Here is a 16204-nt window from a genome sequence, read left to right as displayed (position 1 = left end):
AAACATTCCGGTACGCACCACAAAGCCGGGACCATGAGCAAAACTTCCAAGACGCACCACAAAACAATGACTCACAAAACAGGCAGCGCCAGAGGGACTGCTGGTGGTGGCCTGACAGAATCCAGCATGCCAAGCGGTGTGGGAGCACATTCCACCACCAGGCAGGATTTCAGCGTGGAAAAAGTGGGGCCGGAAACGGGTAGCGGCGGCGCAATGGGTACCGGTGCCGGCGGAAACGTCGGTACTAGCGGAACTATGCAAAGAGGCACCGGCGGCACCTACGACCAGGGTACTGGCGGCACCATGCAAAGAGGCACCGGCGGCACCTATGACCAGGGTACCGGCGGCACCATGCAAAGAGGCACCGGCGGGACCTATGACCAGGGTACCGGCGGCACTATGCAAAGAGGCACCGGCGGCACTTATGACCAGGGTACCGGCGGCACCATGCAAAGAGGCACCGGCGGGACCTATGACCAGGGGACCGGCGGCACCATGCAAAGAGGTACCGGAACCTACGATCAGGGTACCGGTAGTATGGGTACCGGCGGAACGACCGGCACTGGCAGCGGCGGCAGCATGGGTACTGGCGGAACAACAGGCACCGGCGGTAGCATGGGTACCGGTGGAACGACCGGCACCGGCACCGGCGGCAGCATGGGTACCGGCGGGACGACCGGCACCGGCAGCGGCGGCATGGGTTCTGGCGGGAGGTAATGGTCTTCAGCCTGCCGAATAAAGCACTGAAGTTAAAAAGGGTTACAGATCTCTCTGTAACCCTTTTTTTATCTTATGCACCGGCGAAGCGAGTGCCGCGACTGGGGAGGATGGCCCCTTGCGTCTCGCCATGCCGTGTCTCGTCGTCGTATCCCACCTGCTTCTCTTTCAGCACCCAGAATTTCTCGTCCGTGACCCGTGTGATCTCCGCAGCCAGTGCATCTGCAGTAGGGAACGCAGGCAACGACGCCAGCAGTTCGTTTATCTCCGAAGCAGCCTGTAAGGCCAGATTCTTGTGACCGAACTCATGCTGTTGCAGGCGCTCCGAGTAGCGCGCCCACACCAGGTTCAGCTCGGGGTCGGTGCAACTGGCGCCGACGCGCGGAAGGCGATACTCGATATCGACGTTGGTAGTGGCCGACTTGACCCGATAGCCGCTCGCGTCCTGCGCTATGTCATAAGAGAAGTTGATGTCCCAGCTGGTAAGGGCGGAATAGACCCGGCCATCCTCGCCAACGGTACCCCTCTGGTTCATCTCCCTGCGCAGGTCATCGACATCTTTACCGCTTATCTCGTAGTAGGTGTAACGTTCCTTGGCGGTCAGCTCGCAGGAAGGAGCGCTCCTGGTGCCGGCTGAAAGGGGGGAGGCGCAAAGGAGAAGAATAGCCATAAGGCCCGCAAGAGTGGTAACGCGCCGGAACATGAAGAGGTCCCTCCTAATCTAATTAAAGTGCGAGGTAAACATAACTCATACCGAAGGAGTCAGGGGTGACCCAGGTCACAAAATGCGCGCATTTCCGGACCTTTGCAGCGCAGAGAAAGCTCGCACGGCGCGACGGAGAAAATTCCGCGGGCCGAAGGGGTGGCACAGCCGGTTTTTCGTTTCCCGACGGTACTGGAAAAGCGGGGGCTGGATGAGACGGCAGGCGCAAGCTCAACAATTGACATATTTTAATCGGTCGTTATGATCTGCAAGGCGTTCAAATAACCTCAAAAAGGAGTACAAGCTATGAAAAAGTCATACGTTATAGGTGCTCTGCTCTTAGTTGCCATGACAACTGGCTGCAGCAGCCGCGGCGGCAGCGCTGCAGGCGGAGCGTTAGGTGGTGCGGCGATCGGCGCAGGAGCATATGAGTACAACGCTTACCGCCAGATGCAGCAACTTGATCAGGATTACAAGGCAGGAAAGATGAACAAGCAGGAGTATGAGATCCGCAAAAATCAGATTGAGAAAGGCTCACTTTTCCAGAAGTAAACTGACAGGCAGAGGTACGGAAGACAGCAAACGGAGATCGCCATGTTCAATAGGATCCTCGCCACCCGCGACGACATCAACCTGACCATAGTCAGAGTATTCCTGGGCTTAGTGTTCTTCCCCCACGGTGCGCAGAAAATGCTGGGCTGGTTTGGCGGTCCAGGCTTCTCCGGCACCATGCAGATGTTCACCCAGAACATGAAGGTCCCGATGGTCTTCGCCTTCCTGGCCATCTGCGCCGAGTTCCTAGGCTCTTTGGGACTGCTCGTTGGCCTTTGCACCAGAATCGCCGCCTTCGGCATCCTGGCCAACATGGTCGTGGCCATCTTCATGGTTCACCTCCCCAACGGCTTTTTCATGAATTGGACCGGCAAGCAGCCTGGGGAAGGGTTCGAGTACCACCTGCTGGTCCTGGGAATGGCATTGGCTCTCATCGTCGGCGGCGGAGGGAAGGCATCGCTCGACCGTAAGATAGCCGTTGACCCGACAGGGAGGACACCGCATTGATCCTTGAAGTGCCGACTGGCAGGAGAAAATTGCCTGAGCCTCAATGAAGCCCGTTCCGATCAACCGGAACGGGCTTGTTGTTGATACAGCGCCAGCTCAACTCTTTTAGCCACTGAGAAGATGCGTTTATTCGCAATCCATGCTAGCTTATAATAGTATTGCTACTGTACGACTCTCTCCGTGTGAGGTCCGTGTGTCTAAGCCTGAAAAGTACATACTTATATCCGCAGCAATAGTCATCTCGATTATCGTCTTTGTGACCGCGCTTCTCCCGATCATTGTCAGGAACAAGACAATCAGCGCCCTGAAGGAAGCAACGGGACGAGAGGTGCGTCTCTCCACCGTCCGTATCAACCCCTTCACCCTGACCGTCACCGTCAATGACTTTGCCATTGCCGAAAAAACAGGCCCTCCGCTGGTTGCCTTCCGTGAGGCTAAAGCGTCCCTCGCCCTGGCATCGGTTTACAAGCGGGCATTGGTCCTTTCCGAAATCGCGCTCGATACACCCAGCGTCAGCCTGGTCCGCACTGCACCCAACCGGTTCAACTTCAGCGACATCATCGACCGGCAACCCAAGGGCAAAGCACCGGAGCAAGGAAAACCGCTCCTTTTTTCCCTGAACAACATCATCGTGAAGAACGGTTCCATAGACTTCGACGACCGGATGACGGCTGGAGGACGGAAGCACACAGTCCGCGATCTGCAGATCACCATCCCCTTTATCAGCAACATCCCCTACCTCGCAGACAGGTACGTGGATCCCCGCCTGGCCGCGGTAGTGAACGGCGCCCCCTTCAACTTCACCGGAAAGCTGAAACCGCTCAGCAAGTCGCTGGAAACATCGGTGCATATTGGACTCAAGGGGCTTAACCTCCCCCAATACCTTGCCTATGCCCCGGTCCCTCCCCCGGTAGACCTGACCTCCGGGCGGCTCACCCTGGACATGGATCTCGCCTACAGGGTATCCGCCGAAAAGAAACCGGAGCTGATACTGAAAGGCGGGGCGGGACTGGCGGAGGTCCGGGTGAACCTGCTGGATGGGAAACCGCTGCTGCGGATCCCCTCGCTGGAGCTAAAAGCCGACAGGCTGGAGGTAATGGCAAAATCTTTCGAATTCGGCTCCATCGCGCTGAACGGGCTGGAGCTCTTCATCGACCGCGACAGCAATGGCCGCTGGATGTACGACCGCATACTGGGTGCCACGGAAAAACCGAAGGAACCAAAAGAACCGAAGGCGGCTAAGGACCGCGAGGGGGAGCAAAAAGCCATCTTCGCGGCGCGATCCTTTGTCAGCAGCAATGGAACCGTCCACTTTCACGACGCCATCCCCAAAGGCGGCTTCACCAGCACCGTTTCCGATCTCAACCTGACACTGAAGGAGTTCAGCACCAGACCGGGCGGCTCCGCCAGCTACGACCTTTCGCTTCTGGTCGATGACGCGACCCTCAAGAGCCGAGGGCAGTTTGCCCTTGCCCCTTTGTCGCTGACCGCCTCGATCCAGCTTGCCGGGGCAAAGCTCGGGCGCGCCTGGCCCTACCTGCGGCAGTATCTTACCGCGCCGGTGCAAGGGACGGTGGGGCTCTCTGCAGAACTCCTCTACAGCGAGCTTGAGGGGCTCAGGGTGCAAAAAGGGGATCTCGCCATTGCCGGGCTCTCCACCCGCTACGGCAGTAAGGAAGGGTTCGACCTGGCGACGCTCCAGGTAAAGGACGCCAGCTTCCGCCAGAGCGCAAACAGGCTGGAGGTTGGCGAGGTCAGGCTTTCAGGGGGGAACCTTTCCCTATCAAGGGAAGCCGACGGGACGCTGTCGCCTCTCTCCCTTCTCGCCGAGCAGCCAAAGTCAAAGCCGGCGCCGCCCCGGAAACCACGCAGGGAGGCCAGTGACAAATCCAAAGAATTCGCCTATCGCGTGCAACGTCTCCAGCTCGACGGCTTCAAGCTCGCCTTCACGGACAAGACCTACGAGGAGCCCCCCCGCTACACGCTTAAGAACACGAGCCTCACCCTCTCCAACCTGCAGGGGCCGAAATTCGCGCCGATGCCGATGACCTTCGCATCCACCTACGGCAAAGCCGCGGGACTCAAGGCCCGGGGGACGCTGACGCCGGCGCCGTTTCGCTACCAGGGGATGATGAGCGTCGCGCGGCTCCCCATCCGGGATTTCGAACCGTACTTTCCAGACTCCTTCAACTTCTCCGTCATCGGCGGCACCGCCGACCTTTCCCTCAATCTGGACGTCGCCGCCAGGGATGGCAAAACCAAGGGGCGCTTCAAGGGGAGCGCGGGGGTGCGCGACTTCCACAGCATCGACGCCGTCGGGGACCAGGACCTCCTTAAGTGGGAGAGCCTGCAGTTCGACGAATTCCAGGGCGAATTGGAGCCGTTCTCGTTGAACATCCGACAGGTCGCCTTGAACGACGTCTACTCCCGCGTCATCGTCAGAAAAGACGGCAGCCTAAACCTGCAGGACCTGGTAAAAGCGGAGGCGCCACAGCCTGCGGCAGCCGCGCCCGCCAGCGCCATGCAACCGCCGCGCGTCGCCACGGCCACGGCCACGGCACCGGCTGTTCCCGCGCCAACCGGCGCCACGTCGCCCCCCAAAGCCGCACCGCCAGCGCGTCAGGTATCCGTCGGCAGCGTCACCATCCAAAACGGCACCCTCTCCTTCACGGACAACCACCTGCCGCAGACCTTCAACAGCACCTTCTACAACCTCGGTGGGCGCGTGAGCGGGCTTTCTTCTGAGGAGTCCAAGTTCGCCGACGTCGACCTGCGGGGCAACCTGGAAAACCACTCCCCGATGCAGATCACCGGGAGGCTCAACCCGCTGCGGGACGACCTGTTCGTCGACCTCAAGATTTCCTTCCGGGACATCGAGCTCTCCCCGGTGACCCCGTACTCGGGGACCTACCTCGGCTACGAAATAGACAAAGGAAAGCTTTTCCTCGACCTCAAGTACCTCATCGAGAAAAAGCAGCTCTCTTCCGAAAACAGGGTGTTCATCGACCAGTTCACCTTTGGCAAAAAGGTGGATAGCAACCAGGCGACCAATCTGCCGGTGCGCCTCGCCATCGCCCTACTGAAGGACCGCAAGGGGGAGATCCACCTGGACCTCCCGGTCACCGGCCGCACCGACGATCCTCAATTCAGCATCTGGAGGCTGGTCGGACAGGTGCTGAAGAACCTGCTAGTGAAGGCGGCGACCTCGCCGTTCGCGCTTTTGTCCTCACTGACCGGAGGCGGCCAAGACTTCAGCACCGTCCAGTTCGAGCCGGGCTCAAGCATCCTGTCTCAGGGGGAGAGCCAGAAACTTGAAAAGCTGGCCAAGGTGCTCGCGGACCGCCCCGGCGTGAAGATGGAGATCAAGGGTTTCGTCGACAAGGCAAAGGACCCGGAGGGATACCGGCAGGAACTCCTGGAGCGGAAACTGCGCCACGAGAAATACCTGTACCAGGCAAAGGAACAAAAGGCGAAAGAGTCGAAGGAAGGGGAGAGCGGCGAGACGGTCAAACTGTCCGATGAGGAATACAAGAGTTTCCTGAAGGCGGTCTACAAGAAGGAGAAGTTCCCCAAGCCGCGCAACGCGCTGGGGCTTGTGAAGGACTTGCCGGCAAACGAGATGAGGAAGCTGATCATCGCCAACACGGTCGTAGCAGAAGCCGACCTGCAGTCCCTCGCACGGGAGCGGGCGGCAGCGGTGGTCAACTACCTTGTGGCAAAAGGCGGGCTCCCGCCCGAGCGGCTTTTCCAGGGAAGCGAGGACATCTACCACCCGCCGGCCCAGGAGAGTGCGCTCCGCAGCAGGGTCGAGTTCAACGCCATCGCCCGCTGATGGCACAACGTTCCCTGGCAGGCCAGAGAGTAACCGCGCCTGCCAGGGCTTCAGGGTCCGTGGCGTGCCATTGCTTCTCCATGCTAAAGTGACTGACTTTCCGAGCCCCGCTAAAGATCGCCTTCCAAAGGGCGGTCCGAATCACGCTCAGGCCCGGCTGCCGCGTTCGGCACCATGGGGACGGTGAAATGGAATGTGCTTCCTGAGCCGATAACGCTCTCAGCCCAGATGCTCCCCCCCATCTTCTCGACGATCTGGCGCGTGAGGGCGAGGCCCAGGCCGGTGCCGCCATGCCGCCTGGTAAGCGATGAATCCACCTGGGTGAAGCGGTCGAATATCCTCTGCAACTGATCGGCGGGAATACCGACTCCCGTGTCCCTCACGGAAAACTCGACGTATCGCTCCCCCTGGGCCTCAAGGGGCTCTAAGGTTTTGATGCTCACCTCTATCCCGCCTCGCTCGGTGAACTTCACCGCGTTCCCCAAGAGATTCACCAGCACCTGCCTGAGCCTTCCCTCGTCGCCACTCAATTGGTCGGGAACAGCGCCGTCGACGGGCCAGGAAAGGTGGAGCTCTTTTTCTTCCGCGACCAGGGAAACCACTTCCACCGCCGACCTGACCACCTCCTTCAACGAGAACGGCTTATTCTCGAAGGTCATCACCCCGGCCTCCAGCCGGGAGAAGTCGAGCAGATCGGCGATGATCCTCACCAGGGAATCCGCGGACCGTTTTGCCATCTCAAGGAGTTGCCGCTCCTCCGCGCCGATGTTCATGTCGAGGACCAGCCTGATCATACCGAGCGCCCCCGCCAGGGGCGTCCTCATCTCGTGGCTCATATTGGCGAGAAACTCGGTTTTCGCCCTGTTCGCCGCCTCCGACTGCCTCTGGGCGACGGCCAGCCGTTCCCCGGCCTGCAGCAGCGCCTTTTCGTATTGCTTTTTCTCCTCGATCTCCTTTTTCAGCTGTTCGTTGCTGCTGACAAGGTCCGCGGTCCGGACCTCCACCAGTTTTTCGAGCTGCTCCTGATTACCCCTTAACGCCGCTTCAGCTTCGAGCCTGGCAGCATTCTCCTCCATCAACTGTGAGTTCAGACCTTCGACCCGCTCCTTCGCCTGCTTCAGGGTCTCGATTATCTCCCTGTTCTCGTAGCTGAGCAGCAGCGAGTCGCGGTTTATCGTGTAATTGTGCAGCGAGATGCGCCAAAGCAAAAAACCAAAAAGAGCGGTCATCGCAGCCATGAAGGAATGGAAGGTGTCCTGGACCAGAACGAAGTGCACGATAAGCGGCATGAGGACCGGGATGCTGAATGCAAGGTAGGCATGACGCACCGTCGCGAAGGTCGTTGACGCTCCGGCCGCCATCCCGCCCAAGACGAAGGAGATGAAGACTTGGTGCGCCATGGATGCTTCGGCAAAGGAGAAGACTCCGATGCTTCCCCACGCAGCGCCTATAGCCAGCAAGCCGACCAGGAACCGGTTTGCCCAAGGCCGCGCCTGCGCCGGTTCAGGCTGGTGCTTCGCATATTGGAACCCGAGCAAGCCTCTGAGGATGGTGACTAAGACGATCGCGAACAGCCAGAAGATGAGAAACCGCCGATGCATGACGTCCTTCATGACGAAGAACACAAGCAGCGCGTTCACTAACGTCGCCACCATCCCCAGCGGAGCCAGACGGTAAAGCTGCTTGACCTGTTCCGCGAAGATGAGCTCCTTGTAGAGCGCGGAATACTGCTGATGGTTCTGATCGCCCATGTCGTTTCGGCTTTCCGGCATCATGGATTCCCTTGTAAGGGGAGAGGGAGGTAAGGCTTAGCTGACGCCTTTTGAGTAGTCGTTTTTTAAAAGAGAGAACAGTTCGTCGAGGTCGATTGGCTTAGAGAGGTAATCGTCCATGCCGGAGTCGAGGCATTGTTGCCGGTCTTGCTCCATTGCGTGAGCGGTCAGGGCGATGATCGGAGTGTGGCTTCCTTTGAGGGCTTCCTTTTCGCGGATCATCCTGGTAGCGGCGAAACCGTCCATGACCGGCATCTGTACGTCCATGAAGATGAAATCAAAGGTTTCATCTTCCCACGCCTCCACGGCTTTGCGGCCATTATCGACGCTGCGGCAGTCAAAACCGCACCGTGACAGCAGCGTCGCCATCATCTGCCTGATGGTTGGGTCGTCTTCTGCTACTAAGATCCGCATTGGCTTACTCCTGAGCTCACAGGTGCAACGACTGCAATAACAAGCCGGTATCAAGATAGCATCCGGTTATCCAAAGTAAAGACTGTGAGCAAGATATGACAGACACGCCCCCTAACGGCTGAAGGGAAGACGGACCGAACGGGATTAACATTGACTCACACTTAAAATACTATACGCTCTTTGAGTTTCAAACCCTACCGACAGGAAATCAAAGGAGGCTAACCATGGCAAATTCAGCAGGAAATGGCGGAGCAAGCCCCCGCTTGTTGACACCCGGCAACTCGATGCTGCTCCTTATCGACCACCAGCCTCAGATGGCATTTGCATCCCACTCCATCGACATCCAGCTCCTCATCAACAACGTGACCGGCCTGGCTAAATCCGCCAGGATCTTCAGCGTCCCGGTTGTTCTCACCACCGTCGCCGCCAAGAGTTTCAGCGGACCCATATTCGCCAACCTGCAGGAGGTGTATCCCGAAACCGACCCCATCGACCGCACCACCATGAACTCGTGGGAGGACCCCAAGGTGGTGGAAGCGGTCCGGCGGACCGACCGTAAAAAGCTGGTGATGGCGGCGCTTTGGACCGAGGTATGCCTTGCCACCGCCGCCTTGTCGGCCTTGGATGACGGCTACGAGGTGTACATCGTCACCGACGCGTCGGCAGGGGTAACCAGCGAGGCGCACGAAATGGCCATCCGGAGGATGATCCAGGCAGGCGCGGTGCCGACGACATGGTTGCAGGTGCTCTTGGAATGGCAGAGGGACTGGGCGCGCCAAGAGACCTACAACGCGGTCATGGCCGTGGCCAAAGAACATGCGGGAGGGTACGGCTTGGGCATCAACTACGCCAAAAGCATGCTGGGAGAACACGCCAGCGAAGGCTAGAGGGGAAAGGCCGGAGGAGAAAAGGTATGAAGGGACCTGAACTCGTTCTTTACAACGGCGCCATAACCACACTCGACGAAAATAACCCCGAGGTGACGGCTTTAGCCGTCTCCGGAGGCCGCGTCACCGCTATCGGCGGAGCGGAACTGCTGGAAAGCGCCGACGAGAGCACCAAGAGGGTAGACCTCAAAAAGCACCGGGCGATTCCTGGGCTGAACGACTCCCACATCCACGTGATCCGTGGCGGGCTCAATTACAACATGGAGCTGCGCTGGGATGGCGTCCCCTCGCTGCACGACGCGCTGGGGATGCTGCGCGAGCAGGCGCGGCGCACCCCGCCCCCGCAGTGGGTGCGCGTGATCGGAGGGTGGACGGAATTCCAGTTCGCCGAGCGGCGCATGCCGACCCTGGAGGAAGTCAACCAGGCGGCGCCGGACACCCCCGTGTTCATCCTCCACCTTTACGACCGGGCCCTGGTCAACAAAGCTGCGCTGCGTGCTCTTGGGTACAACCGCGACACGCCGGACCCGCCGGGGTCCGAGATCCAGCGCGACAAGGCGGGGAATCCGACCGGGCTCCTGATAGCGCGGCCGAACGCGATGTTGCTGTACGCAAGCCTCGCCAAGGGGCCGAAGCTTCCCTACCAGGACCAGCTCAACTCGACCCGGCACTTCATGCGCGAATTGAACCGGCTGGGACTTACCAGCGCCATCGACGCGGGAGGCGGCTTCCAGAACTACCCTGACGACTACCGCGTCATCGAGGAGCTTGCCGCAAGCGGCCGGCTTACCCTGCGCATCGCCTACAACCTCTTCACGCAACACCCCAAAAGCGAGTTGGAGGATTTCACCGAGTGGGTGCGGAGCTCGTCGCCCGGATCCGGGGACGATTTCTACCGCCACAACGGGGCAGGAGAGATGCTGGTGTTTTCCGCCGCGGATTTCGAGGATTTTCTGGAACCGCGCCCCGATCTCCCGCCGATGATGGAGCGGGAGCTGTCACAAGTCGTTCGCCTGCTGGCGGAGAACCGTTGGCCCTTCCGCCTCCATGCCACCTACAACGAGTCGATCACCCGCTTCCTCGACGTCTTCGAGGCGGTGAACCGGGACGTCCCCTTCAACGACCTGCGCTGGTTCTTCGACCATGCCGAGACCATCACGCCGGAAAACCTGGAACGGGTGCGGAATCTGGGCGGAGGCATCGCCATTCAGGACCGGATGGCGTTCCAGGGGGAGTATTTCAGGGAACGCTACGGCAGGGACGCCGCCGCGAATTCTCCCCCCTTCGCCAGGATGCTCGACATGGGCATACCGGTTGGCGCCGGCACCGATGCCACCCGGGTCGCCAGCTATAACCCTTGGGTTGCCCTGTACTGGCTTGTCAGCGGTCGCACGGTGGGAAAGATGCAGCTCTACCCCGAGCAAAACCGCATCGACAGGCTGGGCGCGCTGCGGTTGTACACGGTCGGGAGCAGTTGGTTTTCCGGGGAGGAGGAAAAGAAGGGAAGGCTCGTGCCCGGACAGCTGGCAGACCTGGCGGTTCTTTCAGCGGATTACTTCAAAGTCGCCGAGGAGGAAATTCCAGGCATCGAATCGGTGCTGACTATCGTGGGAGGAAAGGTGGTTCATGGCGCGGGAGATTTCGGCAGCCTGGCGCCGCCGCCTCTCCCGGTGAGCCCCGACTGGTCCCCGGTCGGCAGCTATGGCGGATACCACAGCCGCGTTCACGACCAGAACGCCTTCAGGTCATGCTGCCGCCACGCCATCGAAAGACCGTTGCGCACGGCGCCAGGCTCGTTCCCCTGGGGGGGAGGTTGCGACTGCTTCGCCTTCTGAGGCGATAGGCAGCAGACGACACTGTGAGAAAGGGGCGCCCGGCGGGAGGGGGAGAGTTGGAAACTGCTTGATTCATGTGGTGCAAAGACCTAACCGGACACTGCGGGGTGAGAAGGTTTCCGGCTAGGCGAGGGTCATAAGCAGCGGGTGGTCGAAACCCGCCCCGGCGATGCGGCCGGCAGCAGAACTTTTCCCCTCCAGACAGGCCTCTGCAAGGCCGTGGCTGCGGCAGAGATGGACCAGGACGCCGAGGTTGCCATAGAGGGAGAACCCGAGAAACTCGCCCATGTTTTTTGCGCCCGCCTCCTCCAGCTCTTTCCCGCTCTCCTGGAGCACTGCGACGTAGTGGCTCGGGAAGGCGACCACCTTCCGGTCCAGCGCGGCCACGAACGCTTCCCGTTCCGCCTGAGAAACCTGTGAGAAATCGGCGCCGCACCAGACGCTCTCCCGGGTGGAGATGAGCGAGCGGCAGGACAGGGGACGCACCGGATAGACGCCGCATGCGCCGGCATCGGTCAAAAGCGGGCAAAATCCCATCGTCTGCCGGTGCAGGCGCAGATATTCAGGAAGCTCGGTCACTCCCTTAAGCAGGTCCCTGAGTTTCACCGCGTAGCTCTCGACCGCCCTCCCCTGCGCCTCGTCCAGCTGCCGGGCGACGGCGAGTGCCTCGACAAAGCCGGTATGGACGGCAAGACTGCAGCAGTTGCGGCACCCCTTGCCGCAGAAGATTGCGCCGCCGCTGGAGCGATAGTCGTCGACCCAAGACCGCACGAACATCTCGAGAAAAACCTGCTGCTGTTTGACCATATCCAGAAGGTCGCCCATCGCCTTTTCTGCCGTCATCTCATTCCTTTCTTGCGGGTCCCGTGACAGGATCCCGGTCAGCGCTTCTTTTTCTTTCTGTGGCTCTTTTTCGCCTGGCCGCCATGATCGTGCCGCGGCTCGTCTACCGGTGCCTGGCCCGACTTCACCATCATCAAAGGTATTAACACCACGGCGAATACCGCGAGAATAACTGCCAGAGCAATCAGTGGTGTGGACATAATCCCTCCTAACGGTTCTTGAGATACAGGTGATGGGCGCGCTCCAATACGCCGGAAAAACGGCACTTAAAATAAGCTAATTACCGCAGGATGGCAAGAAAAAGAGGGAAAGCTACGAGTTGAACGCCGGGGGAGAAGCGAATCAGGCGGGGGTTGAACAGTGTTAAAAGTGGGGAGGTTTACACCAGCTCCTGGAGCTTCCTGCTTAAACTGGCAAGCTTGTACGGTTTCTGTATGAAACCCGCCAAGCCCCTTCCGATAAACCTCTCGGCGATGTCCTGTTCAGTGAAACCACTGGACATTATCACCTTGATGGACGGATCCATGCTGCGCAGGATGCGGAAGGTCTGTTCCCCGTCCAGGTTCGGCATGGTCTGGTCCAGAATGACGCAGGTGATGTCGCCGTGGTGCTCCTTGAAAAGCTCCACAGCGACCAACCCGTCTTCCGCAGTAAGCACGCGGTATCCCAACATTTGGAGCATCTCGTTGCCGAGGTTGCGGATGGTCTCCTCGTCGTCGACCAACAGTATGGTGCCGGAACCCGGCGACAGCTGACCCGCTTCCGCCTCCTGCACTGGACGTGCAGAGCCTGGAGGAAGAGCCGGCAAAAATACGGTGAACCTGGAGCCCTTGTCCGGTTCGCTGTGAACCTCGATAGTCCCTTTGTGCCCCCGTATGATGCCGAGGACTGCAGCCATGCCGAGGCCCCGCCCCGTGAACTTGGTGGTAAAGAAAGGGTCGAAGATCTTGGCCAAGGTAGCCTGATCCATGCCGCACCCATCGTCGGCAACCTCAAAGTAGAGGTAGGTTCCCTCCTTAAGCGTGTCGTTCAGCCACAACTTGGAGAGAAACGCGGCATCGCACTCCGTGGCGCCGGTGGAGATCGATATCACTCCGCTGCGATCGCCTATCGCTTCGGAAGCGTTGATCACCAGGTTCATGATGACCTGCCGGATCTGGGTCGCATCGACCGACACCAGCGGCAGCCCACTGTCCAGATTGAAGCGGACATCCACCTTTTTAGAGATGGAGACCTCCAACATGTGGTTCATCTCGTTTATCAGCTTGTTGACATCGATCTCCTCGATGATGAAATTCCCTTTGCCGGAATAGGCCAGCATCTGCCTAGCCAAGTCAGCCGCACGCTGTGAAGAGATCTCTATGTTTTGCAGGTTGGTTCGGGCAGGAGATTCAGGGGGAAGAGTCAAAAGCGCCAACTCCGCGTTCCCCATGACCGACATCAGGATGTTGTTGAAGTCGTGGGCGATGCCGCCGGCAAGTACCCCCAGGCTCTCCAGCTTCTGGACATGCAGCATCTGGGCTTCCATTTTTTTCTTCTCTTCAGTCAGCCTTTTTTCGTCAGTCACATCCCGGCCGACGACGAGCAGATGCTGCTTTTCCTTGATGAGGAGCCTGGACAGGATGTAGGACATCACCACGGATTTTCCGAAGCTCGTGCAGATATCCGCCTCGACTACCCGAACCACGCCGTCCGCGAGCACCTTTTCCGCAGCGGCGAGCAGGCCGCTCTCCCGCCATGACTTTAATTCCCGGAAGTTCTGCTCCTGCATCGTTTTCATGTTGCCACCCGCAATATCGGCGGTGGCCTGGTTAAGCAGGATGCATTTGCCCGAACCCCCTTCAAAGATGCGGATTCCCATCGGCGAGTGCCGCATAAGAGACTCGAACAGCAGCAGATTCTCCCGGCGCTCCTCCTCCGATTTCCTAAGCTCAGTGACATCCCGGGTTATGGCAAGAAGGGATACGATCTCCCCCCTGTCATTGCGAAAAGGGACGGCATGGCTATCGACCCAGAGGTGCCCCCCCTTGAGGCCGTGCACCTCGAAGACCAGGTTGCCGGCAACGCCATCAAAGACGCGCTGGGTCAATTGAATGAAGGCGTCCCGATGTTCGGGAGCTATCAGCGGGTAAATGCACTGCCCCTGAACCTGCGCCAGCGAATCTGCCTCAATCATCTTCAGGCCGGCGCCGTTCATCATCTGCACCCTCCCCTCTGCGTCCAGGAGCTTGACGCATTCCGGCTCGGTCTCGATGATCGTGTTCATAAAGACCTTGCTGTGAGCCAGGGCATCCGTTCTGGTACAAAGCTGATCAGCCATGCCGTCCAGTGTCTGGGCGAGGCTGCCGAGTTCGCCTCCTGTCACAGCCTCGGAGACGCGAATGCGCAGGTCCCCCAAGGCAACCCGCCTAGATGCGTCTTCCAGAAGCTGCAAACGGTCAGCGATGCAGCGCTTGCCGATAAGCACCGCGCAAAGGCAGGCAAGGGCCAGAAATGACGATAAAAGCAACGCGCTCAGGACAAGCGCCCGGTTCGCCTTCTGGGTTGCCGCTTCCACGGGGATACCTGCGGTGACGTACAGGTACGGGGTCTTTTCCCCGGGGAGGTACAGTTTGCGGTAGGCGATGATCCTTGTGTCTCCTGCCAGCCCCTTCCTGATGCTCACCCCTTCGTCCGACCCCTCCACCATTTTGCGGAAGGAATCTGCTGTGTAAGCCTTCCCGGTAAAATTCCCCTCGGTCAGTCCCCTGGCAAGGATGGTGCCGCGATGATCTATGATGGTGAAGCTGGAACCGGCCGGCAACCGCATCTGCTGCAACAGATCCCGGTAGTTCTCGAGATTGAAGGCGACGCCGATGACCCCGGCGATTGCGCCGCTGTCGTCTCTTACCGGGTAGCCCAAGTTGAAGACTGGTTTGGTGGTAATGCGGCTGACGATGTACTCGCCGGAGGAGAGTTTTCCGGTTGCCAGGGCGCTCTTGAAATAATAGCGGTCGGAGAGGTTATACGGCACGGCTGCCGGGACTGCGGTGGCCCAAACTTTGCCTTCGTAGTCGGCGATGGTGATATTTGCGTACATCGGGTTCAACTTGAGCAGCTCTTTCAGGACCGACTCGACCTTCGCCGTGTCGCCCGCCTTCACCTCTGGAAGTTGCGCCAATGCCGTCATCAACTGTTCGGCGGCCACAACTAGGTTCCGTTGTTCGTTTACTATCGTCTCTGCAAATTTGACTGTCTCTTTTCGTGCTTCTCCAAGCATGGCGTTACGAAACTCGATCCCTGAGTACAGGATTATCACCGCAGCAGGCAATGCCACAATACATGTTATCAGTAGCAAAAGTGACCGGATTGAGAGAGACGAAAGACGTAACATTCACATGCCTCGGAAGGGACACTGGACAGTTTTCGAACAGCTGACCAAAGCTCTATTTACCTTCAATGTAATATCGGCAGATCTTATCAGAGATAAATCTCGATTGGACAAGGGATTACGAAATACCGTCTGCCAAATCACTTAATACATATAAGGCAACCACTTTAGCCGAGTTCTTTAGCACCTGTGGCATGTTCGCTGTACCGCTCCGTACCTACCGTTATAACCACAAATGCTGTGTCATCTTTGCCGCATGCACGGGCTCAAACGACCGAAACTGTATTTCCCGCACATGTCTCATGTTTTTCCAAAGAAGATCATGCCCCTTGAGCTTCCGGAATGCCCGCACCCGGTTTTGGAAATACTCTATCTCATCTTTAGTGCCCAATCTGAGTTCGCTGACGGTCCCATAAAGCCTTATGCCAGGAGGAGTAGGGAAACGTCCGGAAAAAAGCGACTTCAACCAGTATCCAATCCCACTGTTGATGCCCATGATGCAGACACGATTATTGCATTTGAGATTGTCCGCCATCTTTTGACAATAACTCTCGATATAAAAACCTGTGCAATCGTCCCTGAGAAAGAGCGAGCCTATCGGCGTGACATGGGGCGTACCGTCCTCACTAACTGTTGCAATGGCACAATGACGATTAGTCGAGTGCGCTTTTTCCAATACCGCTTTTATCATGGGCCAGTGCTTTTCTATCTCCATGTCCCTCTCTCCTTGTTTAGGTGGCGAGCAAGTTAGGTAAGAATTTTCAAATAAGCA

General features: G+C 58.7%; 13 protein-coding genes. 6 read left to right on the top strand and 7 right to left on the bottom strand.

Annotation, left to right across the window (positions count from 1 at the left end):
* Window positions 1-126: 126 nt before the first annotated feature.
* A complete protein-coding gene (locus tag K419_RS0119350) occupies window positions 127-717 on the top strand; it encodes a hypothetical protein (RefSeq protein WP_226377745.1) in 591 nt (196 codons plus the stop codon).
* Window positions 718-790: 73 nt separating this feature from the next.
* On the opposite strand, the gene K419_RS0119345 is transcribed toward K419_RS0119350, so the two are convergent.
* Complete coding sequence (locus K419_RS0119345) at window positions 791-1387, bottom strand: DUF922 domain-containing Zn-dependent protease (RefSeq protein ID WP_226377744.1); 597 nt, start codon at window positions 1385-1387, stop codon at window positions 791-793.
* A gap of 339 nt (window positions 1388-1726) precedes the next feature.
* On the opposite strand from K419_RS0119345, the gene K419_RS0119340 reads away from it, so the two are divergent.
* The 3 genes from K419_RS0119340 (at window position 1727) to K419_RS0119330 (ending at window position 6311) form a co-directional block, all read left to right on the top strand.
* Window positions 1727-1972 carry a hypothetical protein gene (locus K419_RS0119340; RefSeq protein WP_026842977.1) on the top strand — a complete coding sequence of 82 codons (246 nt, stop codon included), beginning with the start codon at window positions 1727-1729 and terminating at the stop codon, window positions 1970-1972.
* 42 nt (window positions 1973-2014) lie between these two features.
* Window positions 2015-2479 (top strand): DoxX family protein, encoded by a 465-nt coding sequence (locus tag K419_RS0119335; protein ID WP_026842976.1) that lies wholly within the window; start codon window positions 2015-2017, stop codon window positions 2477-2479.
* Between the two features lie 193 nt (window positions 2480-2672).
* Window positions 2673-6311 (top strand): DUF748 domain-containing protein, encoded by a 3639-nt coding sequence (locus tag K419_RS0119330; RefSeq protein WP_026842975.1) that lies wholly within the window; start codon window positions 2673-2675, stop codon window positions 6309-6311.
* Between the two features lie 110 nt (window positions 6312-6421).
* Here K419_RS0119330 and K419_RS0119325 read toward each other — a convergent pair whose 3' ends face one another.
* Both K419_RS0119325 and K419_RS22525 read right to left on the bottom strand, forming a co-directional pair.
* Entirely contained in the window at window positions 6422-8086 is a 1665-nt protein-coding gene (locus K419_RS0119325) for a sensor histidine kinase (RefSeq protein ID WP_026842974.1), read from the bottom strand.
* Window positions 8087-8119: 33 nt separating this feature from the next.
* A complete protein-coding gene (locus tag K419_RS22525) occupies window positions 8120-8497 on the bottom strand; it encodes a response regulator (protein WP_051293135.1) in 378 nt (125 codons plus the stop codon).
* 224 nt (window positions 8498-8721) lie between these two features.
* Here K419_RS22525 and K419_RS0119315 point away from each other — a divergent pair, with 224 nt between their 5' ends.
* Both K419_RS0119315 and K419_RS0119310 read left to right on the top strand, forming a co-directional pair.
* A complete protein-coding gene (locus K419_RS0119315; RefSeq protein ID WP_026842973.1) occupies window positions 8722-9384 on the top strand; it encodes a hydrolase in 663 nt (220 codons plus the stop codon).
* Between the two features lie 26 nt (window positions 9385-9410).
* The gene (locus K419_RS0119310) at window positions 9411-11219 is read left to right on the top strand and encodes an amidohydrolase (RefSeq protein WP_026842972.1); all 1809 of its coding nucleotides are present in this window, start codon (window positions 9411-9413) and stop codon (window positions 11217-11219) included.
* Window positions 11220-11342: 123 nt separating this feature from the next.
* Here the strand turns inward: K419_RS0119310 and K419_RS0119305 are convergent, their stop codons facing one another.
* From K419_RS0119305 to K419_RS0119290, 4 genes are all read right to left on the bottom strand, one after another.
* Window positions 11343-12062: a YkgJ family cysteine cluster protein gene (locus tag K419_RS0119305; RefSeq protein WP_026842971.1), complete on the bottom strand. Its 720-nt coding sequence runs from the start codon at window positions 12060-12062 to the stop codon at window positions 11343-11345.
* A 38-nt stretch (window positions 12063-12100) separates the two neighbouring features.
* Window positions 12101-12262 (bottom strand): hypothetical protein, encoded by a 162-nt coding sequence (locus tag K419_RS23945; protein ID WP_012528954.1) that lies wholly within the window; start codon window positions 12260-12262, stop codon window positions 12101-12103.
* 179 nt (window positions 12263-12441) lie between these two features.
* Entirely contained in the window at window positions 12442-15435 is a 2994-nt protein-coding gene (locus tag K419_RS0119295) for a cache domain-containing protein (protein ID WP_026842970.1), read from the bottom strand.
* A gap of 220 nt (window positions 15436-15655) precedes the next feature.
* On the bottom strand, window positions 15656-16147 hold the full coding sequence (locus K419_RS0119290) for a pyridoxamine 5'-phosphate oxidase family protein (RefSeq protein WP_026842969.1): 492 nt from the start codon (window positions 16145-16147) through the stop codon (window positions 15656-15658).
* Window positions 16148-16204: the final 57 nt, after the last annotated feature.

Origin of the sequence: Citrifermentans bremense R1, from assembly GCF_000426865.1 — a bacterium.
In the GTDB taxonomy this organism is placed as follows: Bacteria; Desulfobacterota; Desulfuromonadia; order Geobacterales; family Geobacteraceae; genus Geomonas; species Geomonas bremensis.
Note: the sequence above shows the minus strand (reverse complement) of the source record. Positions and strands in the feature narration are given on the sequence as shown.